This window comes from Ktedonosporobacter rubrisoli (assembly GCF_004208415.1).
Classification (GTDB): domain Bacteria; phylum Chloroflexota; class Ktedonobacteria; order Ktedonobacterales; family Ktedonobacteraceae; genus Ktedonosporobacter; species Ktedonosporobacter rubrisoli.
Genome location: NZ_CP035758.1, coordinates 8,755,511 through 8,781,224, shown reverse-complemented (window position 1 = coordinate 8,781,224; position 25,714 = coordinate 8,755,511). Strand labels below are relative to the sequence as shown.

Annotated in this window: 14 protein-coding genes and 1 pseudogene; 9 read left to right on the top strand and 6 right to left on the bottom strand. The window is 52.7% G+C overall.

The window, feature by feature from the left end; all coding sequences use genetic code 11:
• Positions 1–60: 60 nt before the first annotated feature.
• A complete protein-coding gene (locus EPA93_RS38080) occupies positions 61–246 on the top strand; it encodes a hypothetical protein (protein ID WP_129892531.1) in 186 nt (61 codons plus the stop codon).
• A gap of 178 nt (positions 247–424) precedes the next feature.
• Here the strand turns inward: EPA93_RS38080 and EPA93_RS38075 are convergent, their stop codons facing one another.
• Complete coding sequence (locus EPA93_RS38075) at positions 425–1,711, bottom strand: hypothetical protein (protein ID WP_207229310.1); 1,287 nt, start codon at positions 1,709–1,711, stop codon at positions 425–427.
• A gap of 8 nt (positions 1,712–1,719) precedes the next feature.
• Entirely contained in the window at positions 1,720–2,037 is a 318-nt protein-coding gene (locus tag EPA93_RS50755) for a hypothetical protein (RefSeq protein WP_207229309.1), read from the bottom strand.
• Positions 2,038–2,279: 242 nt separating this feature from the next.
• Between EPA93_RS50755 and EPA93_RS51355 the strand changes: the two are divergent.
• The 5 genes and pseudogenes from EPA93_RS51355 to EPA93_RS38055 all read left to right on the top strand — a co-directional run.
• Positions 2,280–2,513, top strand: a pseudogene (locus EPA93_RS51355) (hypothetical protein); the annotation flags it as partial.
• 375 nt (positions 2,514–2,888) lie between these two features.
• On the top strand, positions 2,889–5,714 hold the full coding sequence (gene secA / locus EPA93_RS38070; protein WP_479723991.1) for a preprotein translocase subunit SecA: 2,826 nt from the start codon (positions 2,889–2,891) through the stop codon (positions 5,712–5,714).
• Between the two features lie 341 nt (positions 5,715–6,055).
• Positions 6,056–7,333, top strand: a complete 1,278-nt coding sequence (gene aceA / locus EPA93_RS38065; protein ID WP_207229308.1) for an isocitrate lyase — start codon at positions 6,056–6,058, stop codon at positions 7,331–7,333.
• Positions 7,334–7,538: 205 nt separating this feature from the next.
• Positions 7,539–9,146: a malate synthase A gene (gene aceB, locus EPA93_RS38060; protein WP_129892529.1), complete on the top strand. Its 1,608-nt coding sequence runs from the start codon at positions 7,539–7,541 to the stop codon at positions 9,144–9,146.
• Between the two features lie 38 nt (positions 9,147–9,184).
• Positions 9,185–9,622, top strand: coding sequence for an NUDIX hydrolase (locus EPA93_RS38055; RefSeq protein WP_165423674.1), 438 nt, complete (start codon positions 9,185–9,187; stop codon positions 9,620–9,622).
• Positions 9,623–9,692: 70 nt separating this feature from the next.
• Here EPA93_RS38055 and thrS (EPA93_RS38050) read toward each other — a convergent pair whose 3' ends face one another.
• Both thrS (EPA93_RS38050) and thrS (EPA93_RS38045) read right to left on the bottom strand, forming a co-directional pair.
• On the bottom strand, positions 9,693–11,456 hold the full coding sequence (gene thrS, locus EPA93_RS38050; RefSeq protein WP_129892527.1) for a threonine--tRNA ligase: 1,764 nt from the start codon (positions 11,454–11,456) through the stop codon (positions 9,693–9,695).
• Between the two features lie 446 nt (positions 11,457–11,902).
• On the bottom strand, positions 11,903–13,693 hold the full coding sequence (gene thrS, locus EPA93_RS38045) for a threonine--tRNA ligase (RefSeq protein WP_207229307.1): 1,791 nt from the start codon (positions 13,691–13,693) through the stop codon (positions 11,903–11,905).
• A gap of 812 nt (positions 13,694–14,505) precedes the next feature.
• On the opposite strand from thrS (EPA93_RS38045), the gene EPA93_RS38040 reads away from it, so the two are divergent.
• Both EPA93_RS38040 and EPA93_RS38035 read left to right on the top strand, forming a co-directional pair.
• A complete protein-coding gene (locus EPA93_RS38040) occupies positions 14,506–16,455 on the top strand; it encodes a nitrilase-related carbon-nitrogen hydrolase (protein ID WP_129892525.1) in 1,950 nt (649 codons plus the stop codon).
• A gap of 323 nt (positions 16,456–16,778) precedes the next feature.
• Positions 16,779–19,793, top strand: coding sequence for a GAF domain-containing sensor histidine kinase (locus tag EPA93_RS38035; RefSeq protein ID WP_165423673.1), 3,015 nt, complete (start codon positions 16,779–16,781; stop codon positions 19,791–19,793).
• A 9-nt stretch (positions 19,794–19,802) separates the two neighbouring features.
• Here the strand turns inward: EPA93_RS38035 and EPA93_RS48750 are convergent, their stop codons facing one another.
• Positions 19,803–19,973 (bottom strand): hypothetical protein, encoded by a 171-nt coding sequence (locus tag EPA93_RS48750; RefSeq protein WP_165423672.1) that lies wholly within the window; start codon positions 19,971–19,973, stop codon positions 19,803–19,805.
• Between the two features lie 426 nt (positions 19,974–20,399).
• On the opposite strand from EPA93_RS48750, the gene EPA93_RS38030 reads away from it, so the two are divergent.
• Positions 20,400–21,419: a hypothetical protein gene (locus tag EPA93_RS38030; RefSeq protein ID WP_129892523.1), complete on the top strand. Its 1,020-nt coding sequence runs from the start codon at positions 20,400–20,402 to the stop codon at positions 21,417–21,419.
• Between the two features lie 625 nt (positions 21,420–22,044).
• Here EPA93_RS38030 and EPA93_RS38025 read toward each other — a convergent pair.
• The gene (locus EPA93_RS38025) at positions 22,045–25,662 is read right to left on the bottom strand and encodes an AAA family ATPase (protein WP_129892522.1); all 3,618 of its coding nucleotides are present in this window, start codon (positions 25,660–25,662) and stop codon (positions 22,045–22,047) included.
• Positions 25,663–25,714 lie beyond the last annotated feature (52 nt).

Sequence of the window (25,714 nt, the reverse complement as noted above, 5' to 3'; positions counted from 1 at the left end):
GCTAACTCTCCCGACAACTTGGATGATCTTTAGTTAAACTGGCACAAAGACGCGGGATTTATGCCAGATTTCATGGCTAAAAATCATGTAAATCGTGCGAATCTGGCCTTAAAACAGCCACTTCTGCGGATCAAGTTGAAACGTTACAGCTTACCAGCAACACGTTTTGCCCTACAGACGCAGGAAGCAAAAATGCTTGTACGCATGGTAGAGTATCGAGGGAGAGTAAGTACTGCCATGATTTAAGGCAACTTGCCCATTTGCGCTACATTGCGTCTCTTTGAGAGAGCACCTTTAAAATTAAGCGAATTTACGCCATATATACTCTATTTACAATTTTTCATGTACATGCCTGTGCTACGCAACCAAACATGATTAAAGTCTTAGCTCTCCTCGATCCAGTGATCTGTAACATTATAACCACCTATACCTGAATCTCCCTGAGCGAAAGCAGCAGGGGTTCTTGTGCCAGCCCCAACGCATCCAGCGGGGTTCTCAGCAGAAGACCCACTGGCTCTGATCGGTTCGGCGCAAGACTTGCTGGCTGACGAGCTCTGGCTCCGGGGATACCGAAGCTTTGGGGCAAAGGCTGCCCCGCTTTCGCTCGTTGGATGAGCTCCTCCATCGCAGCCTTCACGCGCGATTCCACACGTGCCCAGTCGGACTGGGCGATGGAGGGGATGTGGTGTGTTGGGCTCAGAAAGGCCAACAAGCACGCGGAATAGAGGTCGCGCTGGATTGGCCCGATCCCACAGGGGCAGTGATGCCACCGCTGCACGAGAGGCTTTTTCACGTAGGTTCCGCAGCCATGACAATACTGCGACAACTTGGTATGGAACGTCGACACTTCCCAGAGGATGCCGCCAGTTTTCGCAACTGTGCGTTTGAGGTGCTCTACAAACATCCCCGGAGCGCGTAGCCCCACACTTTTGCCGTAGCATTTTTGCCAGCCTTTGAAGGAGGTGCGTTCGATCTGCATGTGATTGCCCTGGCGGATCAGGGTATTGACGAGTCGGCCATGCAGGCTCTTGCGATGGGCTGCCAGCCTGCGGGCTACCGTGGCGAGTCGACGACGGGTCAGCTGGGCGTTGTGGCTCTCGTGCCACCGCAAGCGCTGCATGCCTGCCTGCTTGATACATCCTTGCCCATCATAGTTGTCTGCATTGCTGGCACGCCACTGCCGATCGAGGTGGCGTTGTAGGCGTCGGGGGCGGCGCGCGTTAGGCTGCAACTCCTCGCCGAAGAGCTGCAAGCGCGCTGGTCCTTCGCGTCCCACACTCGCCAGCGTGGAGGGACCGATATCCAAGCCCACTGTATCGCTTCCTGGCTGGTTCTTGGGTTTGAGGTATGGGCGACCTTCAAGCACCAGCTGCACGAAATAGCGATGGCTGCTCCGATCGGCTCCTTTAGCCCGGGGACTAGAGGCACTACGCCGGATCAGACGAACGTACTTGACCCGCTGGTGGAGGCCATGAACTATGACGGGATCTTGCCAGGTGAGCAGGACAGGCAAGCGATCGTGCCCCCACACCACGAAGCCCTGGTTGCCCTCCTGCGGTGGCTGCAGGACAAAACGCAAGACGGTATCGTTGCGCTTGCCTTCCACGCTCTCTAATCCCCGTCCCTTACTTCTGAAACGGACCCGACGCGCTTTGCCGAGACAGACCCGATTGAGGGCGTTGTGGGCGCGTGTGGCCAGGGTTTGAGCCATCGTCGAATCTAGATGCTCGGCCAGCCACCTGACGCGCAACGTGGTGGCGGCGGTGGCAGGCCATATTCACTGAACCTATACTGTTTGCGAAGAGCCGCAAAGGCGTGTTTACGCGCCTGCTTCTGGGAGCGAGGGAGCTCACGAGCCGCCTGCCAAGCAGGATCTGCGCGCATCTGGTGCAGCCGATGCAGGCCTTGAGAGAGCAGGGCATTGTAGAGCTGGCGAGCCGCTTCCAGGTGGGCGCGTAGCCGTCTGGCTGCCCCCTCATCGACGACGACTGGCAGTTCCAGCATGAAGGTTGCCGTGGTGCTCTTCTTCTTTGTCATTCACTCGAACGGATCTTCTAGAGCATACCACCCCTGTCAATCTCTTTCCCCCTCTTCTTGAGAGGGGCTTTCTTGGCGATTTTCTGTAATTTATGGGTAGAGACACACAAAGAAACTATCTGTACTATGGTATAATGAGTGGGTATAGCTATTTTACCGCGCACTGATATATACTACTACAACCAATATGGCAGCCCCAACGCCTATTCAACGCGGGAATAGAGGCAGGAGAAATTACTATTATGCAGCTACTGGGAAAAATCCTGGGTGACCCAAATAAAAGAGACTTAAAGGCGATCCAGCCTATCATAAATAAGATCAATGCGCTTGAAGCCGAGATGAAAAAGCTGAGTGATGAGGAGTTGGCTGCCAAGACAACCCAGTTTCGCTCGCAGCTCTCTCTTTACCTCAAAGGTGGCATGGTCCTGGAAAATGAGCTGGTCAAACTGTTCCACGAAGCCTTACAGGCAGTTGAATCGCTAGCCGCTGAGTTCACAGACGAGCAGCTACACGAGGCAGTTCGCGACTATCGCCAGAAAATCGATCGCCAACGTGACTCCGAGTTTCTTTTGCGCGAGCATCTACAAGATACGCTTTCCGAATGCTTTGAAGAGTCTTATACCAGGCTCTCGCCAATCCTCAATGAGCTGCGCGCAGCAAAGGCCGTGAGCCTGGCCGATGAGCGCCAACAATGGCCTGAGCAATCAGAGACACCCAAGCAGACAGCTTTTAACCTGCTCAAGAAAATCGAGCCCACATTGCGTGACATTGATGAGGACGAGCTGGATGAGGCCTTCAAGATTGCCTGGCAGCGCTTTGAGAAAGCCCATAGCGATGAGCAAGATGGCAGCATCAGCCGCCACCGTCAGCAGTTGTTTACCGATATTCTCAAGCAGTTGCAACCCGAAATCGTGGCGATCAAAGCCGAGGCTATGGATAAGCTGATTGCCGAGATGGTGAAACGCTATAAGAATGGCAAGACGCTTGATGATATTCTGCCCGAAGCCTTTGCGGTTGTCCGTGAGGCCGGATGGCGTACCATCAAGATGCGCCATTACGATGTCCAGCTTATCGGTGGAATCGTACTACATCAGGGCAAAATCTCCGAGATGCATACCGGTGAAGGTAAAACGCTAGTAGCGACAACACCTATCTACCTCAACGCACTTACCGGCAAAGGCGTGCACCTGGTCACGGTTAACGATTACCTGGTCCGTCGTGACGCCGAATGGATGGGTAGAATCTATAAGTTTCTGGGCCTGACAGTTGGTATCCTAGTAAACGCCGTTGATCCCCAAACTCCTGAACGGCGCGCTGCCTACCAGGCAGATATTACCTATGGAACCAATAACGAATTTGGCTTCGATTATCTGCGCGATAACATGGTTACCTCGCTCGATCAGATGGTTCAGCGCGAGCTCAACTTCGCCATCGTTGACGAGGTAGATAATATCTTGATTGATGAGGCTCGCACACCGCTTATCATCTCGGGCCAGGGCCAGGAATCAACCGACCATTATGCAAAGTTTGCCCAGTGGGTCCCACGCCTCAAGCCTGAGCTCGACTACACAGTTGAGGAAAAGACGCGCTCGGTGATGATCACCGAAGCCGGCATCGAGAAAATTGAAAAGCTGGCAGGGGTTGGCAATATCTACGACGAAGACAACCTCGACCTGACCCGCTACATGGAGAACGCGCTTAAAGCCGAGATTATCTTCAAGCGAGACAAGGACTATATCGTCAAGGATGGCGAGGTGGTCATCGTCGACGAGTTTACGGGCCGCCAGATGCCCGGTCGCCGCTACAGCGAGGGCTTGCACCAGGCCATTGAGGCTAAAGAAGGTGTGAAGGTTCAGCGCGAGAATCATACCCTGGCAACCATCACCTTCCAGAACTACTTCCGTCTCTACAAAAAACTGGCCGGCATGACCGGTACCGCCTTGACCGAGGCTGAAGAGTTCCACAAGATTTATAAGCTGGATGTTATAGTCATCCCGACGAATAAACCAATGATCCGTCAGGATCTGGCGGATCTTATCTACCGCACGCAAGAAGCCAAGTTTAACGCCGTAGTTGAAGAGATCAAAGAGCGCTACAATAAGGGCCAGCCAGTGCTCGTGGGTACCACGGCCGTCGAGACATCCGAATATCTCTCCGATCTCCTCAATAAGCAGGGCATTCCCCATAACGTCTTGAATGCCAAGTATCACGAGAAAGAGGCCCAGATTGTTGCCCAGGCCGGGCGCAGCGGCGCCGTCACGATTGCCACAAACATGGCAGGACGCGGTACCGACATCGTGCTAGGCGGCAATGCTGAAGGCTACTTCGATAGCATTCTACGCAAGCACGCTGAGCATGTCAGCTACATTCGCGATATGCCAGAGCGCAACGAGGACGAGCGCGAAGAGAAGGAAGAGGCTATTCGGGATTATATCAATAATATGACTGAAGAAGAGAAAGAAGAGCTCTTCCAAGAAAAGATCCGCGAATGTAAAGAGGATCATGATCGGGTCGTCGGGCTGGGCGGCCTCTATATCATTGGCACCGAACGCCACGAGTCGCGCCGTATCGATAATCAGTTGCGCGGTCGTGCAGGCCGTCAGGGTGATCCGGGAGAGTCGCGCTTCTTCCTGGCTCTTAACGACGAATTGATGCGCCGCTTTGCCGCCGATCGCGTGGCCAAGATTATGGAACGCGTGGGTATGGACGAAGATACTCCCCTGGAAAGCGGCCTTGTTTCGCGCTTCATCGAAAGCGCCCAGAGCCGGGTTGAAGGCTATAACTTCGATATCCGTAAAAGCGTTGTCGATTACGACGATGTGATAGCTAAGCAGCGCGAGGTCATCTATGCAGACCGACACACGGTTCTTGAGCAAGGTGACGTGCATGATCGCATTCTTGCGATGATCCGCGCCGAGGTCACCAAGCTCGTAAACAGCTTTATCCCGAGCAATATGGTAACTGAAGAAGAGCAGCTGGAGAACCTCTTCAAGGCGCTGGAAACCTGGGTCCACGTTCCCGAGGAAATCTTGCCCGAAAACATCCATGCGGCACACCGCGAGGACATTAGAGAAGATCTTATTGATCTCGTCATCGATCACTATGAGCAGCGCGGCGAGGAGCTACGCCTACAGGCCATCGAACAAGGCGTAGACAATCTGGACCCACAGCGCGAGTTTGAGCGCACATATATGCTACAGGTTGTCGACCGGCTCTGGATGGATCATATCGACGCGCTGGATGTGATGCGCGCCGGCATTAGCTTCCGCTCAATTGGACAGCGTGATCCGCTTGTTGAGTTCAAAAATGAAGCCTTCCGCATGTTTGAGGAGCTCAAAGCGGCGATTCAGCATTACACGGTAGACGCTCTTCTCAAGCTTTTGCGCAACGAAGTAACCATTACCTTACAACGGCCAGCCGCGCCACAACGCCAGATCCCGAGCAACGTACGCACCAACGCCGAGGATATCGCCCGAGCCAGCGGCCAGACCAAGAGTGATGGAGCAGAAACGCGCAACCAGGCCCAGAAAAATGGTTCAGGACGACGCAATCCTAGCCGTTCAGCGGTCGCCACGGCAAGCTCGGCCTCCCGTCCTTCGGTGCCGGCTAAAGTGGGTCGTAACGATCCCTGCCCCTGTGGTAGCGGCAAAAAGTACAAGAAATGCCACGGCGCCTGAGATCTTGCAGGCCGGGGTTTATCTCCCGGCCTGTATTTTTATCCCCTTTGCTTTCCTACCCCCTTCACCAAAACTGCTTTTCCTCATAGCAATGCGTCTATCCACCGCTCGTACGCACCTATCCTATAAGCATTTAGTTATGTAATTCCTCACAAACTGCTAAGGAAAAACATGGACCAGAAGAAATAAAGCATGGTACGCTTTGCTTAGAAGTATGACCCTGTTAGCGTTCTTGCCCTTCATAATCTCAGTGGAGGGATTGAAATGAGAGCTTGAAAAGCAGGAGCGCAACCCTATCATTTACAAAGTAGCACCAGCCATTGTGCAAGAGAGGTAAAAGCATGATGACCAGTCAACAACTTGTCGACCTCACAACGTCGTGGGAAAGTAACGCTCGTTGGAAAGGCATTAAGCGTCCCTATTCAGCAGAGGACGTGCTGAGACTTCGCGGCTCTATCCAGATTGAGCATACGCTGGCTCGCCTGGGAGCTGAGCGGCTATGGAATCTGTTGCAGAGTGAGTCATATGTAGCAGCATTAGGCGCCCTTACCGGAAATCAGGCAGTGCAGCAAGTAAAAGCAGGACTGAAGGCCATTTATCTGAGCGGCTGGCAGGTCGCGGCAGATGCCAATCTGGCCGGGCAGATGTATCCCGATCAGAGCCTGTATCCTGCTAATAGCGTTCCTCAGGTTGTACGTAAAATCAATCAAGCCTTACAACGAGCTGACCAGATCTATCATGCCGAAGGGAAAGACGACATCTACTGGTTCGCCCCCATCGTGGCTGATGGCGAGGCAGGCTTCGGCGGCCCCTTAAATGTCTTTGAGCTGATGAAAGGTATGATCGAAGCTGGTGCGGCGGGAGTCCACTTCGAAGATCAGCTCTCCTCAGAGAAGAAATGCGGCCATATGGGCGGCAAAGTTCTCTTGCCCACGCAGACATCCATCAAAAATCTTGTCTCGGCCCGCCTGGCTGCTGACGTTATGGGAGTACCAACCATTCTTATCGCGCGTACCGATGCCAATGCCGCGCAGCTTATTACTTCCGATATTGATCCGGTTGACCACGCCTTCCTGACCGGAGAACGCACGGCCGAAGGCTTATTTAGAATCCGCAGCGGTATCGAGTCAGCGATTGCACGCGGTCTCTCTTATGCTCCCTATGCCGATCTGATCTGGTGCGAGACCTCAGAACCAAGTTTACCAGAAGCGCAGCGTTTCGCCGATGCCATCCATGAGCGCTTCCCTGGCAAATTGCTAGCCTATAACTGCTCACCCTCTTTCAACTGGCGCAAGAAGCTCGATGCCGAGACCATCGCCAACTTTCAGATCTCACTGGCGAAAATGGGCTATGCCTTCCAGTTCATCACCCTGGCCGGGTTCCACGCCCTCAACTATAGCATGTTCAAGCTAGCGCGCGGCTACAAAGAGCAGGGCATGACAGCTTACTCTCAATTGCAGCAGGCCGAATTCGAGATGGAGGACGAAGGCTACTCTGCCACAAAGCACCAGCGTGAAGTTGGCACCAGCTACTTTGATGAGGTAGCGCAGGTGATTGCTGGCGGCACATCCTCGACTGTCGCCCTGGCCGGCTCAACTGAAGAAGAGCAATTCCATTGATGCTCACCTTAGCTCTTTAGTACAACAGGTTGAGAAAAGTAGTTTGCTAGTAAAGTATGAAAACCTGTAGGTAGAAAGTGGATGGACCCGTCATGGCGGGTCCATTAGTATTACTACTCTCAACATTGTTTGCTACATGCATAGTCATATGCGACAATAGGATTTAGGGAATGATGTCTCATTTTGCGAAAGGAACATTTTCTCCATGACAAATCAGGCAGGAACCCACTTCGCCCAGGGACTTGAGGTTACAGGCCAAATTACACCCGAATTTGCCGAGATATTGACTCCTGAAGCCCTTAACTTTGTAGCAACCCTTACGCGCGCCTTTGAAGGGCGACGCGAAGAACTGCTGAGCAAACGAGTTGCCCGTCAGAGCGAGCTCGACGCTGGTAAGTTGCCCGATTTCCTTCCCGAAACCGCGCATATTCGCACCAGCGCCTGGACCATTGCCCCTCTGCCGGCTGACTTGCAGGATCGTCGCGTAGAGATCACAGGTCCCGTAGATCGAAAGATGGTCATCAACGCGCTCAACTCTGGCGCAAAGGTCTTCATGGCTGACTTTGAAGATGCTCATTCCCCAACCTGGGAAGGTACCATTCAGGGCCAGATTAATGTACGCGATGCCATTAAAAAAACTATCGACTTTACCAGTCCCGAGGGAAAAGCCTACAGGCTAAACGATAAAATCGCTGTTCTGCTCGTTCGCCCGCGCGGCTGGCATCTTAACGAGAAGCACGTTTTGCTCGACGGCAAGCCCATCTCCGGTGGCATCTTTGATTTTGCCCTGTACTTCTTTCATAACGTCAAACAATTGCTCGCCAACGGTACCGGTCCCTATTTCTATCTGCCAAAGCTAGAAAGCCACCTGGAGGCACGCCTCTGGAACGATATCTTCGTTATGGCGCAGAACGAGCTGGGAATTCCGCAAGGTACGATTAAGGCGACAGTGCTTATCGAGACTATCCTGGCTACCTTCGAGATGGACGAGATTCTCTATGAGTTGCGTGAACACTCGGCCGGCCTGAATTGTGGGCGCTGGGATTATATCTTCAGTGCGATTAAGAAGTTTCGCAACATTCCCGAATTTGTCTTCCCAGATCGCGCCCAGGTGACGATGACCACGCATTTTATGCGCTCATATGCCTTGCTAACCATCAAGACCTGCCATCGACGCAATGCGCCAGCCATCGGAGGTATGGCCGCCCAGATCCCGATCAAGAACGATCAGCAGGCCAACGAGGACGCACTAGAGAAGGTTCGCCTCGATAAGAGGCGCGAGGCTACCGATGGACACGATGGCACCTGGGTCGCACATCCTGGCCTTGTCCCCATTGCAATGGCAGAGTTTGATGCTGTTATGAAAACTCCTAATCAGATCGAGAGAAAGCGCGAGGATGTGCAGGTAACGGCTGCGGACCTGCTGGCGGTTCCCGAAGGCACAATTACTGAAGCGGGGCTGCGCAATAATATCAGTGTGAGCCTGCAATATCTGGAATCCTGGCTACGTGGGACTGGCTGCGTGCCGATCAACCATTTGATGGAAGATGCAGCCACCGTCGAAATCTCGCGGGCTCAGATCTGGCAGTGGATTCACCATCCCAGAGGAATCTTAAACGACGGACGCAAGGTTACCATTGAGCTGATCCGCCAGTTAATGACCGATGAGTTGGCGAAGCTTAAAAATGCTCTCGGCGAGCAGCGCTATGCGCAGAGCAAGTTTTCGATAGCGTCAAAGATTCTCGACGAGATTATCACTAATGATCAATTTGTAGAATTTTTGACACTGCCAGCGTACCGCTACCTCAGCTGAGAATCGTACGTTACATGGCAGGGAAGCGAGATTTTGGTATGGGACAGATTGTAGAAGCAGTTTCGGCCGGGGCTATCATATTGCGCGAGGTTGAAGGGAAGCTGAAAATAGCCCTGGCTCAACATCAGAAATCCCCAGATGATTGGGCTTTACCGAAGGGGCATGTTGAGCCCGGCGAAACTATTGAGCAAACCGCACGTCGCGAAGTTTATGAGGAGACAGGCCTATCTAATATCCAGCTAATTAAGTATCTTGGCCTCGTCACACGTCAATCAGTGCGAGATACAGGTGTCATCCAGCTGAAAAAGATACATTATTATCTTGCCTACTCACCTATTGGGCATTCTGAAGAGCTACCTACCGATGCTAAATTTAAGGGTGTGGCCTGGTTCACGCCCGAGGAAATCCTGGCGCTGGTTCCTCACAAAGAGGATCTGACTTTTCTCAAGGAACAGCTGGAGCCACTTTTCTCGTAAGAAGGTGCAAAAAAGCGCTAGCGAGAAGAGGTCTGCAGACTTCTTCTCGCCAGCTAACTAATCTACGCGCTTACAGCTCCATACTCCTGGCCTTGATAATATTGCCAGCGCGCTCGATAAACTGCGTCAAGGGCATGGATTTGAGATCCACGTTGGTGCGCAGGCGCACCGAGACCGCTTCAGCCGCCGCCTCTTTATCGCCTACCACCAGCATATAGGGGATCTTCTGCAACTGTGCATCGCGGATCTTGGCATTCATGCGCTCTCCGCGCGTATCTACCTCGGCGCGAATGCCCGCCTCCTTCAGCTTGGCTAGCACTTGATAGGCATAGTCCTGGTGCCGATCGGCAATCGGGATCACCATCGCTTGCACCGGAGCCAACCACAGAGGGAAAGCCCCGGCCGTATGCTCAATGAGAATCCCGATAAAGCGTTCGAGCGAACCATAAATCACACGGTGAATGATAATCGGCGTTTTCTGCGCGCCATCCTTATCAATATAGCTACAATTGAAGCGTCGGGGTTCCTGATAATCAAGCTGGATCGTGCCCATCTGCCAGGAACGCCCCAACACATCTTCCATCAGGATATCGATTTTAGGCCCATAGAAAGCCCCATCGCCTTCCAACACAAGGTAATTTCCTGGCCCCCTGTGCTTATCAAGAATACGGCGCAGAATTGCCTCTGCCTTCTCCCAGGTCTCTAAATCACCAACATAGCTTGCCGGTCGCGTACCCAACCTCAGCGTGTATTTTAGATCAAAAATGCGATAGAAGAGATCAGCAATGCCAAGAATATTAGCAAACTCATCTTCCAGTTGCTCTTCGGTCACAAAAATGTGCGCATCATCCTGCTGAAATTTCTGCACACGGAGTAGGCCGTGGAGCGTTCCCGAACGTTCCTGGCGATGCAAAACGTCGACATCAGAGAGACGCAAAGGCAAATCGCGATAGCTCCTGGTTTTCAGATTATATACAGTTATAGCATTGGGACAGTTCATCGGCTTTACGCCATAGGCGATGCCTTCGGAGCCAGAGATCAGAAACATATTATCCTGATAATGCCCCATATGGCCGGAAACTTCCCACAGCTTGCGGTCATTAAGCAACGGGGCCGCAAACTCCTGATAGCCACGCTTCTCGTGCTCAACACGCCAGAAGTTGATAAGCTCCACTAAAAGCTTCAAACCACGCGGAAGCCAGTAAGGCATACCCGGAGCCAGAGGGTCAAAATGAAAAAGCTCCAATTCCTTGCCTAGCTTGCGATGATCGCGCTTCTGCGCCTCTTCCAGCCGCCAGAGATACTGATCGAGCTCTTCCTGGTTAAACCAGGCAGTTCCATAGATGCGCTGCAGCATAGGCCTAAACTCATCACCGCGCCAGTAGGCCCCGGCCACGCGCATCAGCTTGAAGGGGCCAATTTGTCCCGTATTCTCGACATGCGGACCTCGACATAAGTCAAGGAAGTTATGCTGCTGATAGATACCCACCTCGGCATCCGGCAGGTGCTCAATTAGTTCAACTTTATAGACCTGGCCTTTCTGCTGAAAGTACTCAAGAGCCTTCTCGCGCGGCCAGCGATCGCGCAGAAAGGGGTATTTTCCCTTCACTATGCGCGCCATGCGCTTCTCGATCTCGGGCAGATCTTCGGGCGTGAGTGAACGAGGCAGATCAAAATCATAGTAGAAGCCATCTTCGATCGCCGGGCCTATGGCAAACTTTGCTCCGGGAAACATCTCTTGTACGGCTTCGGCCATCACGTGCGCAGCTGAGTGGCACATCCGCTGGATTGGCGTATAACCCATAGATTCTTGCATTTCTGCTTCTATAGACATTATAGATAGTTCCTCCTGCTTGCTGAACGGCACACTATGCCGCCTCAAGCGCAATAAAAAAACCTTTTCATCCCTCTAACTGGGACGAAAAGGCCATAACGACACTCTCCGTGGTTCCACCCACGTTTCATGGTGGATAAGAGCGAAACTGCGCTCAAATCCGCACATGCTCAGCACTGGCCAGTAACGAGGCCAAACCGCGTACCTTACTGTCTCGGTACAAGACTAGCGAGGGGTACCTCCTGCCTGGAGATAAGAGCACTCTCAGCTGCCAGTGCTTCCTCTCTGTTTATCTCATATGCAGAAGGCATGTCTCACATGACTGCCTTACCTATTTGGGTTCCGCTATTTATGCCAATCCACGACTCATTAAGCAATACGCCAGGCTCGACCTGGGATAAAACGCTTTTCTTTCGTCTGCCCCAGATCTACAGCCGGCTACGAGATTATAGCTCCATCCCCTTAGCGCTAATAATGTTGCCAGCACGCTCGATAAACTGCGTCAGGGGCATGGATTTGAGATCCACGTTGGTGCGCAAGCGCACCGAGACCGCTTCGGCCGCCGCCTCTTTATCGCCTACCACCAGCATATAGGGGATCTTCTGCAACTGCGCATCGCGGATCTTAGCATTCATGCGCTCTCCGCGCGTATCTACCTCAGAGCGAATGCCCGCCTCCTTCAGCTTAGCCAGCACTTGATAGGCATAGTCCTGGTGCCGATCGGCAATCGGGATCACCATCGCTTGCACCGGAGCCAACCACAGAGGGAAAGCTCCAGCAAAATGCTCGATCAGCAACGCCATAAACCGCTCAGTCGAGCCCGTGACTGCCCGATGGATCATCACCGGGCGATGGGCCTGACCATCCTCGCCGATATACTCAATACCGAAGTTCTCAGGCTGGATGAAATCGAGCTGGATCGTCGAGCACTGCCACTCGCGCCCCAGAGCATCGCGCACCATAAAGTCTACTTTAGGACCGTAGAAGGCCGCCTCGCCGATAGCTACCTCGTATTTCAGCCCTTTGCGCTCGGCCGCATCGCGTAAGGAGGACTCAGCCGTATTCCATACACCATCATCGCCTACATACTCCTCGGCCTTCTGGGGATCACGCAGGGAGAGGCGCACCCAATAGTCAGTCAAGCCATAGGTATTGAAAACCTCTAGCGTCAGATTGATGGCATTATCGAACTCCTGCTGGATCTGGTCGGGACGCATAAAGACGTGCGCATCGTCCTGCGTCAGGCTCCGTACTCGCGCCAGACCCGTCAGCGTCCCGGCTTTCTCATAGCGATAGAGCGTGGCAAACTCAGCATAACGAATGGGCAGCTCGCGATAGCTATGCATCTGCGATTTGTACAGCAGAATATGGTGCGGGCAGTTCATCGGCTTGAGCATGTAGGAATCGTCCTCAGAGGTTTCCTGCTCGCCCTTCATGACCGGGAACATATTCTCGCGATAGGTATACCAGTGCTTGGAGGTCTTATAAAGCCGCACCTTGCCCAGGTTCGATGTCCAGACGTGCTGGTAGCCATAGCGCTCCTGGGTCTGGCGCACATAATTCTCCATCTCGTGGCGCAAGAGCTCCCCATTAGGCAGGAACATCGGCACGCCTGCCGGCAGGTCCTCGCTCAAGATGAACAGCTTGAGCTCGCGTCCCAGCTTGCGATGATCGCGCTTCTGCGCCTCTTCCAGCCGCCAGAGATACTGATCGAGCTCTTCCTGGTTAAACCAGGCAGTTCCATAGATGCGCTGCAGCATCGGGCGATGCTCATCCCCGCGCCAATAGGCCCCGGCCACGCGCATCAGCTTGAAGGGGCCAATCTGACTCGTATTCTCGACATGCGGGCCACGACACAGATCCAGGAAATTGTTCTGCTGATAGATACCCACCTCGGCATCGGGCAAATTCTCGATCAACTCAACTTTATAGACCTGGCCCTTCTGCTGAAAGTACTCAAGAGCCTTCTCGCGCGGCCAGCGATCGCGCAGGAAAGGATACTTGCCCTTCACTATGCGCGCCATGCGCTTCTCGATCTCGGGCAGATCTTCGGGCGTGAGTGCGCGGGGCAGATCAAAGTCATAGTAGAAGCCATCTTCGATCGCCGGGCCTATGGCAAACTTTGCATCAGGGAATATTTCCTGAATCGCTTCCGCCATCACGTGCGCGGCCGAGTGGCGCATCCGTTGGATCGGCGTATAGTTAACAGATTCCTCTAACTCTACTTCCACCGACATAGAAAACATCTCCTCTCACCCGGCCGGGCTCCTCTATGGGTATGCCGGCCCAGCAATATATTTGTTTGAGCAATGCAGTAATTTTTGCAATGTATATAATAAAAAAAACCTTTCCATCCACACTTGGGACGAAAAGGCAAATATGCTTCGTGGTTCCACCCGGTTTCCGCCTCTTCTCACCTGGCTCTATTTAAGAGAAGAGTGCGCTCTAACAAACCTGTAACGTGGTTTAAACGTGTACTTTACTGTCTCAGTACAGGCTAACGAGGGGTATTCATTTCTTACTGGTAAGAGCACTTACAGCCGCCGGTGCTTCCTCTCTGCATACCACTGGGAAAGAATGTATCTCGCCTCAGCCAATATAACGATTAGTTTAGTAGTGTATATGATACCACATAGAGCCTGAAAAGTGAAGCTCCATTTGACAGAGGTCCTGGAACTTCCCTATTCTCGCAGTCGTGCCATCTAAAGGCGACGCAGCAACAAGGGAGAGCTGGCTAGAGCGGAGATAGAGAGCGCAAGCAATCTTCCTGGAATACAGAAAATGAGGATACATATCTTCTGCAAGAAAGCGTCCCGTACTCAGACAGATAAACTCGCGCTATATCTTCCGTTTTTCTATAGTATGTCTATATTCACCTTAAAATCTCAGTATTCACTTTTTAACTATTTGCGTTGTCACGTCACTGAGTATAAAGTACTATAGCAAAATTGGACATGCGCACAGCACATAGAAGTGTTATAATAGAGCCCAACAACCAGGAGTCATCCCATATCTTTAACTTTCTCGAAGTTACAGACCAGGAGCCTACATGAGCACTCTCGCATACTCCCTCAACAAATACCGGGTCGCCGCGCTACAATACGAGCCGACGCTTGGCGAGAAAGAAAAGAATGTACGTGACCTTCTCGACATGGTTGAAGAAGCTGCTCAACATGAAGCACGCCTCATTGTTCTACCCGAGATGGCAACTACCGGCTACTGCTGGACGTCTCGCGCCGAGATTGCTCCATATGTAGAAACCATTCCAGGTCCAACAACTGAGCGCTTCCAGCAACTAGCGACTCGCTATAGCTGCTTCATCGCCATAGGCCTGCCCGAGGTTGATCCCAGCACTAACGTCTACTATGACAGTCTGGCTCTGCTTGGTCCAGAAGGACTGATTGGAACCTATCGCAAGATACATTCCTACATCACAGAACCTCGTTGGGCGCGTGATGGCGATCTGGGTATTCCTGTCTGGGATACCCCACTAGGGCGGCTAAGTGGTCTTATTAATACAGATGCCATGTATTTCGAGGCGGCACGCATTCCAGCACTACATAACGCGGATGTAGTATTACTCCCCACCAACTGGGTTGATGAGAAATGCCCAAGTAGCTGGTGGATGGCCCGCGCGCTTGAAAACGGCGTATACTTTATCGCCGCTAATCGCCACGGCAGAGAACGTGGGATACAGTTCAGCGGAGGGAGCTGCATTCTGAATCCAGATGGATCTATTCAAGCCTACCTTGATACTGGCAACGGTATTGTGTATGGAGAAGTTGACCTGAAGTATAGCCGGGATAAACGTTGGGGTGGCCGCTACGAATCCAAAGGCGATCGCCTGGAGGATCGGCGGCCCGCCGAATATATTCCCGTCACGCAAAATTCGTATCTGTGGGAGCCTTTGCGCTACCATAGCCTGTATGCTCTAGGTGAATTGCCCATAGGGCAACTTTCGTGTGTAGGTATTATTCAGGCAAATTTCGACACTTTGCTTGCCAAGGCGCCAACATCCCATACAGAAATTATCCAGGCTTTGAGCAGCTATATCAAAACGGCTATGCAAGATAATGCCCCGGCTAGCCCCGATGTTCTGGTACTTCCCGAACTACTCCTGCCCGGTCCCCAACCCTGGCTTAACTCGGGTGCCCCGGTTACACAGGAGGTAATTCGAGCTCACTTCCAACAGGGGGCAATCGAGGTTCCAGGACCTGAGACTACGGCGCTCGTGGCGCTGGCCGAAGAGCTGCAAATAAGCATGGTGCTCGGCGTTGCCGAACGAGCTGGCAGCACTTACTATAATACAGTATTGCTCATCGATCCAGAAGGCATCTACGGCACGTATCGCAAGCTTCACCTTACACAGCGCGATCGCCTCTGGGCTACTCCGGGCAATCTGAGCCTGCAGACCTTTGATACCCCCACGGGACGCATCGGTCTGGCGACTGGCTATGATGTGCTCTTCCCGGAGACGCTGCGTGTGCTGGCTGGCCAGGGTGCGGATCTTGTCTGTGCCCCAACGCTACTTGATTTTCCCGATCCGTTCGGTCTGGCACCTACGATGATTCCTCATCTCAGCTATGTCGCTCCTGATGGCTACGACCCCACCCATTTCTTGATCTGGCGTGTACGAGCCGCTGAACATAACGTCTATCTGGCAGTTGCTAATTGGAATGGCCAAGATCCGGATTTGGCCGCCAACGGGATGAGTGGTATCTATGCACCCGCTTGCCCTTCTTATCCCTGGCCAGAGGTAGTTGCCGACGATGATGAGCCTGGACTTCTGATGATGACTATCGATACTCGCGAGCAGAGAACTGGACGCCGCACAACTCACATCCTGGGCTATAGTCCAGGGGATATGGCCGGCTCGCTCACTGGCGAGCTGGCTTACAATATTCTCGATAGCATTCCTGGCAATGTGGTGCGCAGTAAACCGCTTTTGCGCAAGCGCCAACCTTTCTGGTATCTAGATCTGGTGAAGCCGCGAAAATAGGCAAGGTTTAGCAGTTTTTCTGCCTTGCAGGGAGACTGACCAGGATAGCAGAGGAGAAAAAGGCTTCCCTACCTGGTCAGTCTTCTGCTCATTGTTTCATGCTATCTGATCCCAGAGCCACAATTCTTGGCCAGCCCGCAAATCCAAGATACTCTTTTCACATAACAGAGCAACCGCATAGAGCCAACTCTCAGCTACGCAAAAGCCATGACGACTGGCAATGAAGCAAGCGAGCAAGGCTAGTATTGACTCAGCGACTATATGTTATGTATACTGCACACGAGGAATTTTCATGTCTTACTGGCGCACGGTCAGGAGTCCACATGAAGACAGCCACCACAGATAGGCTCACAACCGCCTATTTGCAGAAGCTCAGCCGCTACAACTTTTTTGCTACAGCCCTGGCAGTACTCATTATAACTACCAGTTTGTTCTGGATGCTCTTTTGCCTCGGAGGCAGGGAGACGACAGTCACTGGCGTCAACGTTATCTATGTGTTGACGCTTCTTTTGAGCACTATTTGGGCTTGCCAGACAGCATATCGGGCTCGTTTTGGTCCATTACAGCAACCGGGACGCTATCAGATTGCCTGGCTGCTCATCAGCATAGGGTTCTTTTTTCAATGGGTGGGAGGCTTTCTTTATGCCTATCAGGCCTCAGAAGTGCCCGTGCCCTCATTATCAGATCTCTTTCTTGTCCTTGCTTACCCGATCACGTTTATTGGTATACTTCTGCTTCCCACAGCTCTGCGCTTCCGTACACGCATGGGGTTGGATGCTCTGATTACCGGACTCTGCATCTTAGGGATTGTCTGGTTTTTCATTATCGGCCCTGCCTATTTCCAATACGTCCATCAGCCCCTTAGCTTCCTGGCGCTACTAAAATTGGCAATTGATCTATTTTATCCCTGTGGGGATCTTGTTCTTCTGCTCACTATTTTATTGCTCATTCAGCGGGGCGTTGAGCCGGCGATTCTCTTCTCTTTGCTGGTCTTCGGTCTCGGCTCGCTTGTCTCAACCTGGGCCGATGCAGCCTATGCTTATACAGCAATCCTTCTCAATGTCTATCACGAAGGCACAATATCGATTGATTTGTTCTGGCAAATCGGTTATTTACTTAGCGGCCTGACCGGCCTCTATCAATATAACGCTCTCGCCCGCAGCGCCTACAGGAACAAGCTCCACCAGCAGGATATCAATCCTGGTCTACACGGCACAGAAGTTATCTCCCACGTGCTGGCCCAGGCCAGGATCTGGCAATACTTCCAAAGCCTGTTTGTCTATATCCCGCTTACGCTGATGCTCATTCTTGTCGCTTACGGCGAGGCCATGCACGATAATGCTACTTCAAGCTGCCTGGCAGTGCTCTCGGCTCTCATTGGCATTCTAGTCGCTATACGTTACTTCCTTACCAACCGTGAGAATAGCATGCTGGTGAGCGAGCGCGAGCAACGTCGGCAGGAGACCGAACGCTTACGCAGTCTGGTCGCGCAGCTCACTGAAATCCTTGATATCGATTCTCTACGCGAGCGCATCGTAAACATGGTAACTTCAGAACTGGGCCTTGATGCGACGATGCTTTTGCTTATCGAAGATCCCAATGCACCTCCCAACTCCTCACCACACCTTCTTGTCAGCGTATCGCCTTGCTCTGCAAATAGATGTAACTGGCGCATCCAAGGAGAAAATATATTATATAAAGTGTATCTTGCCAACAAAGAAATAGAATTGCATTGGGCTTACCATGTAATAGAGACACCGCCGGAGGTACGGGCCTGGCAGCAAGAGCAGCATATTACTGATATGTCGTTTTTCCCCTTGAGCTACCAAGGCCGCGTATTAGGTACACTCGGCGTGGCACGGCGGGAAACCTTCAACCTGGCCCCTCGCGACACTGCGACTATCACTGTCTTTTGTGAACAGATCAGCAGGATGGTTGAGCACGCCTATCTCTATCACGAGGCCCACGAGCGCGAAACCTTTGCCAGAGCTATGGTTAACATCGCTACCCGTCTCAATGCTGCCGCTATCGAGCCAGCCGAAATAAGTCAATTGATCTGTGAGGAAGGGGCTCATGCCCTAAAGGCTGATTACGTACTGCTCTACACGCTTAATGCTCGCGAAGACCAGTTAGTTCCCCTGGCTAGCTATGCCGGAGACCAGGAGTCTGTCCTCAAGCTGAGCAACTGGCCGCCCATTCAGCTGCACGCTTACGAGGCCCAGCCCTTCCACTCCCTTCAGCCAACCATTCTCTACACCTCTTCAGTGTTTACCTCTCCAACACACACCTTTCCCTTGGCGCTCCCTGCCCCGCAGGTCGCCCGCCCAGCCTCCACGCTACCTACACCATCGCTTCTTGCCAAAGAAACGTTTCCTGCGCAGATTCCAACCCTGCGCGATAAGCTAGCGCGCCATCTTGTTCATACAGCTATTCTGGCCCCTCTTACGTCGGGAGGAAAGCCTGTTGGCCTCCTCGTCTTCGCGCGCACGCGCCTGATTCATGCGCCAGATAAACGGGATTTCGATATTTCAGATCTGCCGGCGGCACAAGAATTTGTGGAACAGGCCGGTGTCGCCTTTACGAATGCACAGCTCTACCAGCGCCTGCACACTGCCCATCAGCGCCTACAAGAGCTTGACCAGCTCAAGGATCAGTTTATGATTACTGCTTCCCATGAACTGCGCACACCCTTGACAGCTGTACAGGGATACATTGAATTAATGGCCCAATACGGGGAAACCTTGCCGCCCGATCAGCGCCAGGAGTTCTTACAAAAAGCCCAGCGCGGCTGCGAAGAACTTGCAGTCTTGCTGGGCAATGTTATGGACGCCAGCCGCCTGGAGATAGAGGCCGGCATTAAGCCTGCATTACTAAAACGCGTTTCTGTTCCAGATATGGTTGAAAACGTAATTGTCTTAATTGAGCCCCATATAACCCAGGAACAGCGCGAGATACATCTTCATATTCAACAAGGGCTTTCTGTTCTCGCAGACCCGGTTCGCTTACGCCAGGTCCTGATGAACATCAGTGTCAATGCGCTCAAGTATTCACCTGCGCGCACCCCGCTCGGCTTTTCCGCGAGCACCGATCCCGCGGGCCCTTATGCGGTTATCAGTATTTCTGATAAAGGGAAGGGCATTAAGCCACAGGACCAGGTTCATCTCTTCCAGCGCTTCGTCCGCCTGGAAAGCGATATCAATAGTCCAATTCGTGGTTCAGGTCTGGGGTTATATATCTCGCGCCGTCTGATTGAAGCAATGGACGGTAAGATTTGGATTGAAAGTAGAGGTATTCCAGGCGAAGGGTCCACTTTCCATATCCAGCTACCACTAGCTTAGCCTGACTGCCTATTTGGAAGCTTTTGCTTGCTCCTCCGCCTCTGCCGCTTTCCGCTTTATAGTCTCTGAGGCGTGTTCGTCGCAGAAGAGAAACTGGCGGCTTCCCGACAAGATCTGTTTATAGGTGGCAGGCTTGCCACAGGTATTGCAACGCCCAACATGGGTTTTTACGGCTTTCATATAACATAGGCCTCCTCTTTTAAACATTGTTTATAGCACGGACTCTTTTGTCCAACTAATTGTATTGTTGCCCTTCTATCATATCACAAAAGGGCCATATGCAGCTTAAAAGTTGGCTCCGCTTCAGAGCTATCTAATTTTTCCATCCAGGAAGCCACGAAAAGCCACCACGAAAGAGGTTCGCCCCCGAAATGAACGGGAGCATACGCGAAAAAGCCAGAAAACAGAAAAAGGTGCAGGCAGTTTATGCGGAGTGTCGATGCATTGTCTCTTCGCGCAGCCTGCCTCTTGCTCTCGCCTTCTAAATAATTTAACAGTCCTGCCATCAATGTAGGGCCTTGACACAGACGCTTGCTCGCTGCTAAAATTTGATTGTTCGATCAAAAATCTGTTTAAGCATTCAGCAATGATATGAGAGGAAAGATCGTGAAAGAGAATACTCTTCCCCCTTCTGACAGGAGGCGTTGGCCAATCTGGCGGGCCATTACTCCCGCCGCCGGACTATTCTTACTCGCTCCACTGATCGCGGAGTATCTGTTTGGCAATATCTCCATAGCTGATCCCTTCAGCTTGCCTTTTCTGGCCCCAATGTATGGAGGTGGGGCACTGCTCATTCGAGAGATCACACGTCGCACGAAACGAGGTTGGCCTACTATCATTCTGCTCGGGGCTGCCTATGCCGTGGTTGAAGAGGGATTGATCGATCAGGCGCTTTTTAGCTCGAACTACTTTGGCCAGGATTTTCAGAGCCTCCTCCCGATCCCGGGACTGGGGATCAGCGCCTATTATGCTCTAACTTTCCTTGTGATCCATACCATCTGGAGTATTAGTATTCCAATTGCTCTGGTTGAGGCCCTCGTTCCCTCTCGTAGAACGACTCCCTGGCTGGGCAATATAGGCTTATGCATTGTTGGCATAGTCTTTCTCCTTGGCTCTACCATCAATTTCTTAAATCAGTTGCAAACCCAGCACTTTCTTGCCTCGACCCCACAGATGCTTGGCACCATTGCCTTCATCCTGGCTGCCATCGGCGCTGCTTTCATAGTTGGTAGACGACCCCGACCCAGGATCGATCTGCCAATCCTCACCTCCTGGCAGACTGGCATAGTGGCCTTTGTGGCATCCAGTGCGTTTTTTCTCCTTCTCCAGATAGAACACTGGCTAATTATCATCGCTGGCATCGCGCTGTTTGCCTCCACAATGGCTTTGATTGCCTGGTGGTCGCGATCCAAGGACTGGGGAAGCAGCCATCAGGTTGCCCTGGCGGCTGGCGCTCTACTGACCTATGCCTGGGTTGGTTTTACCCAGACGCCACTCATAAATTCAGCTGACATGCTCAAGTTCATAGGTAACATCGTCTTTGCGGCAGGAGCAGTTCTATTGGCGCTCATAGCTTTCTCCAAAACACGCCGAGCAGCGCTAGAGCCAGGGACATCTAATTCTTAACCAAAGGCGAGGGCAAGGGCAGCGGAGCATAGCCATATGAAGACCATTAGCAGCCCGCTGCGCCCGCTTGTCTTATGTAAGACTTCAATAATTTTTCTTCTCTAACCCCTCGATGAGTGGAGCAAGTTTGCGCGCTATCTTGTGTAATCAAGCAAGCCTGGAAGGGCCTTAACGCGTAACGACAGGGGGAAATCTTATGATTATGTCAAATGAAGTAGCAAATAAGATAGCGCAAAGTGTGCCTATGTATACTATCAATAGTGGTATGTGATGATCGTTGGGGGTGCCAACTTAATCTGTTGAGCATTGTTCCGAATGTTGGCGGCCAGCCTCGTGAGCCGGCTCAGTGTTGAGCGGGAGCTCCACAGTTGCTCGCTTGAGTGTAGGCCAGGCAACCTTCGTTGAGGCTATGCTCCAGAAGTACATCGGTCATCACAGCCACAACCCAGGAAAAGAAACCAATCGCGGTTTTCCCCTCCACATAATGAGGGCGCTGACAAGGGGGTCAGTGCTCTCATTATTTTTGGGTAACGAGAGAATTCGAAGCCATGCAGTTTAACAGGGGCAGAAGAGGAAGGACTCCTCATATGCCTCAGAATGCGGCTGAGAGGCTTAAAATACAGCATCAGGAAACCAGGTGGTCTCCTGGTTTGATCTTCAAAGCAATCGTATCCTCTTGCCCTTCAGGGGCTCGAATATCAATATCCAGCTTCTCATCCACAGCACTTACATGAACTTCGCCATTTTTGGGAATATCCGCAAGCAAAATGCGCAGGCTCAAAGGCACAGTTAGCAGACGTTCAATCGCGCGCCGCAAAGGACGAGCGCCCTGTGTTGGGCTAAAGCCTTCTTTGCAGAGCAGCTTAATCGCATTCTCCTCCACATGCAGCACCAGGCCCTGATCCAGAAGGCGGGCAGCCAGATCATTAATCTGCAGTTGCGTAATGGCCTGGGCCTGTCCCTGATCTAGAGGATGGAAAATCACCACATCATCAATACGATTGAGGAACTCAGGGCGGAAGGTTTCGCGCACGCGCTCCATCAAGCGATCCCGCTTTAGCCCTTCGCCAGTATCTTTATGTGCCCGAAAACCGACCATCGAGCGGCCCAACATATCGGTGCCCACATTCGAAGTCATGATCCAGATAGCGTGTTGAGCATCAACTGTATGGCCCTGGGCATCGGTCAGCCGCCCGGCGTCAAAGACTTGTAAGAACAGATCGAAGACCTCCGGATGGGCCTTCTCGATCTCATCTAGCAAGACCACGCAGTGCGGACGGCGACGCAATTTGCCTGTCAACTGCCCTTCCTGGTCATAGCCAACATAGCCCGGTGGAGAGCCAATCATGCGCGAGACCGCATGCTTCTCCATATACTCTGACATATCGACCCGGATCAAGTGATCACCAGAGCCAAACACCTCAGCAGCCAGGGCCCGGGCCAATTCCGTTTTACCAACGCCAGTTGGTCCCAGGAACATAAAGACGCCGGCGGGACGATTGCGCGACTTTAGACCGGCGCGCGCGACTTGAATGGCCTGCGTCACGCGCATAATCGCCTCATCCTGCCCAATCACGCGTGACTTGAGGCGTGTATCCAGGGTAAGCAAGCGATCGCGCTCTTCCTGGCCTGGAGCGTTTACAGGAATACCCGTACGGTGCGAGATGATTTCGGCAACCAGAGGCGCCGAAACAACAGGTGAGCTACTTGACTCGCTGCGCTCTTCCTGTTCCTGCATATCCTTCTCCATGGAGAAAATGCGCGCCTGTGAGCAGGCTTCATCTAATATGCTACAGGCCTTGTCCGGCAGGCGTAGATTAGGCAGATACTGTACTGAGAGATTAACGGCTGCCTGCAAAGCCTCTTCGGTAATAATGGCATGGTGATGCTGCTCATAGAGCGGGCGCATGCCTTGCAGAATCTTTAGCGCTTCTTCAGCCGATGGCTCTTCCACAAGAACCGGGCGCAGCCGCCGCTCCATCGCCGCATCTTTCTCGATAAGGCGATATTCCTGCGGAGTCGTCGCGCCAATGCAGCGCAAGCGGCCGCCGGCAAGGGCTGGCTTGAGAATACCAGCGGCATCGATACTCCCATCGGAGGCGCGACCTGTTCCGATCAACAGGTGCATCTCATCGATAAACAGGATGATGTTGCCGCTTCCCTCTGCCTCTTCCAGCAGCTTGAGCAGCCGCTCTTCAAATTCGCCACGATATTTTGTGCCAGCGACAAGTGAGCTTGCTGAAAGCTCGATTACGCGCTTGCCACGCAGCTCTGCTGGCACCTTACCATCAACTATGCGCTGGGCCAGGCCGCCAACAATCGTCGTCTTACCCACGCCAGAATCGCCTATCAGGATTGGGTTATTACGATCCTTCAGCATCAAGGTTTGCATCAGGAGGCGGATCTCCTTATCGCGTCCAATGAGCGGGGTCAACTGCTTTGCGCTGGCCTGCTTGGTCAGGTCGCGTCCCAGGCGCTCAAGCACAGAATTGGACCCCTTGGGAGTCCCATCCAGATTGATCGCGCCTGGCAATTCCTCCTGCACAACCTCTGGATTCGTGCTGGCAGAGGGCACAAGTTCGAGCAAGGCGCGAGCGCTACTTGCCAGGATCAATTCGCTTAGTTGCGCCGGATTGATGCCAAGTTTGGTAAGCAGCTCGTGGGTAACTCCATCGCCCTCGCTTAAGACTGCCTGAGCGATAGAGCGCTCATCTACCAGGGATGAGCTGGCATTTACAGCGTTGCGCTCTGCCGTTTGCAATATCTCTTTGCAGCGGCGCGTCGGCAAAATAGGCGTCTCGCTTGTTGCCTTTCCGGTGCCTAAAGCCAGCCGAATAACGTCGCGCACCTGCCTGGGAGAGAAGCCCAGGCCGCGTAGCGCATCCTGGGTACAGCCCCCATCCAGTTTCGTTAGTGCAATAAAGAGATGAGGGGTACCTAGATAATCTTTGTGCATGCGCCTGGCTTCGCCCAGGGCTAGCTCAAGCACAACACGCAGGAAACGTCGATCAGGGGTATTAGAGGATGGAAGTGTAGGGGCGATAACATGATTATCATCGAAGAGGTCAAAGCCTGGTTCGATGGCTCGTTCTTTCGTCGCTAGTGAGCTGGTTAATAGACGCTGCGTCGGGTCACCATATAAGACAAATGTCATCCACGAGGTATCATCTATATAATGCTGAGCCATGGTCACTCGACTGCGCCGCAAGGCCTCGCCGAGCGTGACCCCATCCGCGATATCCTGACAGAATAGTGCAGCAAATTCGCGCGTGCGCTGTACATGGATAGGCCAGCGCATCGCCACGACGGCCGCAGCTCCGGCCGCAATTAAGTTGCTGGCCAGGCGCTCCATCATCTCATCGCGCTCTTGCTGATTCACGCTATTGCTTCCATTGCGCCCGCTGCGCTCCTCATCATAGCAACTCAAGAATACAAGTGGTGGCCGGGGCAATGACTGGAATAGCTGCTCTGCCGTATTGCCATCTAAGCGCGAATTGCCGGCAAGGGCTAATACAGGTCCGGCGCTACTTGTCGTGACAGGCATGGGGCCTGCATAATAGACGACATGCGGCGGCTCGGCGCTCATGCGCATGCGCATCTCTAGCTGATTGGCTTGTTGCTTATACAGGATGATACGTGAGATAGATTCCGGCAAACTCGAACACAGCGAGGCAGCTTCTTCCTCTGCCCGGCTCACCTCGCCAGTCGGATTTACAAGAAAGAGGATTGAGAGGCCTTGTGCTTCCCGCCTTCCCAGTTTACGTGTCGGTCTCTCTAAAAGAGGGGGACGCAACAAGACGTCGCGATCTCGCTTGCCCAGGCTATGGACACGGCCAATACTGAGTACGTGGCCAAGATAACGACCGGATTTTACGCTGCTATCATACATCAGCTCCCAGGGGATATCTGGCGTATTCGTGCTAAAAATGAGAGGGGTATCAAGCTGGCGTAACGCTTCCTGGAGGGGTCCCGGTAATAGCGTATCAAATAGGAAACGCCCCAAGGAAAGCAAGGCGTCATTCACCGCGCCTAGCTTTGCCGCCTGGCGCTTTACATCTGTTACAGCTATCGTTTGCATAGATAATGCAGCCGACTGCAAGGCACGACGCAATCGCTCACGCACCTCAATCGTAAGTTCAGTGCTATATTCTTGACTGGCGAGCGCTGGGCCATCGGGAAGATCTAGCCGAAACCGATAGCTGGTCTCCGTACGGACGATACTTAATTGGACTGGTTGTTCCATGAATGCTTCTCTTCCACAAGCTTCCCGTCAATGGCTTCAATTACACAATTGC

Coding starts and splice junctions, on each gene's coding strand:
- EPA93_RS38040 (WP_129892525.1), top strand. CDS start 14,506: ATGAGCACTCTCGCATACTCCCTCAACAAATACCGGGTCGCCGCGCTA.
- EPA93_RS38075 (WP_207229310.1), bottom strand. CDS start 1,711: ATGGCTCAAACCCTGGCCACACGCGCCCACAACGCCCTCAATCGGGTC.
- EPA93_RS38055 (WP_165423674.1), top strand. CDS start 9,185: ATGGGACAGATTGTAGAAGCAGTTTCGGCCGGGGCTATCATATTGCGC.
- EPA93_RS38080 (WP_129892531.1), top strand. CDS start 61: ATGCCAGATTTCATGGCTAAAAATCATGTAAATCGTGCGAATCTGGCC.
- aceA (WP_207229308.1), top strand. CDS start 6,056: ATGATGACCAGTCAACAACTTGTCGACCTCACAACGTCGTGGGAAAGT.
- aceB (WP_129892529.1), top strand. CDS start 7,539: ATGACAAATCAGGCAGGAACCCACTTCGCCCAGGGACTTGAGGTTACA.
- EPA93_RS48750 (WP_165423672.1), bottom strand. CDS start 19,973: ATGAAAGCCGTAAAAACCCATGTTGGGCGTTGCAATACCTGTGGCAAG.
- EPA93_RS38025 (WP_129892522.1), bottom strand. CDS start 25,662: ATGGAACAACCAGTCCAATTAAGTATCGTCCGTACGGAGACCAGCTAT.
- EPA93_RS50755 (WP_207229309.1), bottom strand. CDS start 2,037: ATGACAAAGAAGAAGAGCACCACGGCAACCTTCATGCTGGAACTGCCA.
- EPA93_RS38035 (WP_165423673.1), top strand. CDS start 16,779: ATGAAGACAGCCACCACAGATAGGCTCACAACCGCCTATTTGCAGAAG.
- thrS (WP_129892527.1), bottom strand. CDS start 11,456: ATGTCTATAGAAGCAGAAATGCAAGAATCTATGGGTTATACGCCAATC.
- thrS (WP_207229307.1), bottom strand. CDS start 13,693: ATGTCGGTGGAAGTAGAGTTAGAGGAATCTGTTAACTATACGCCGATC.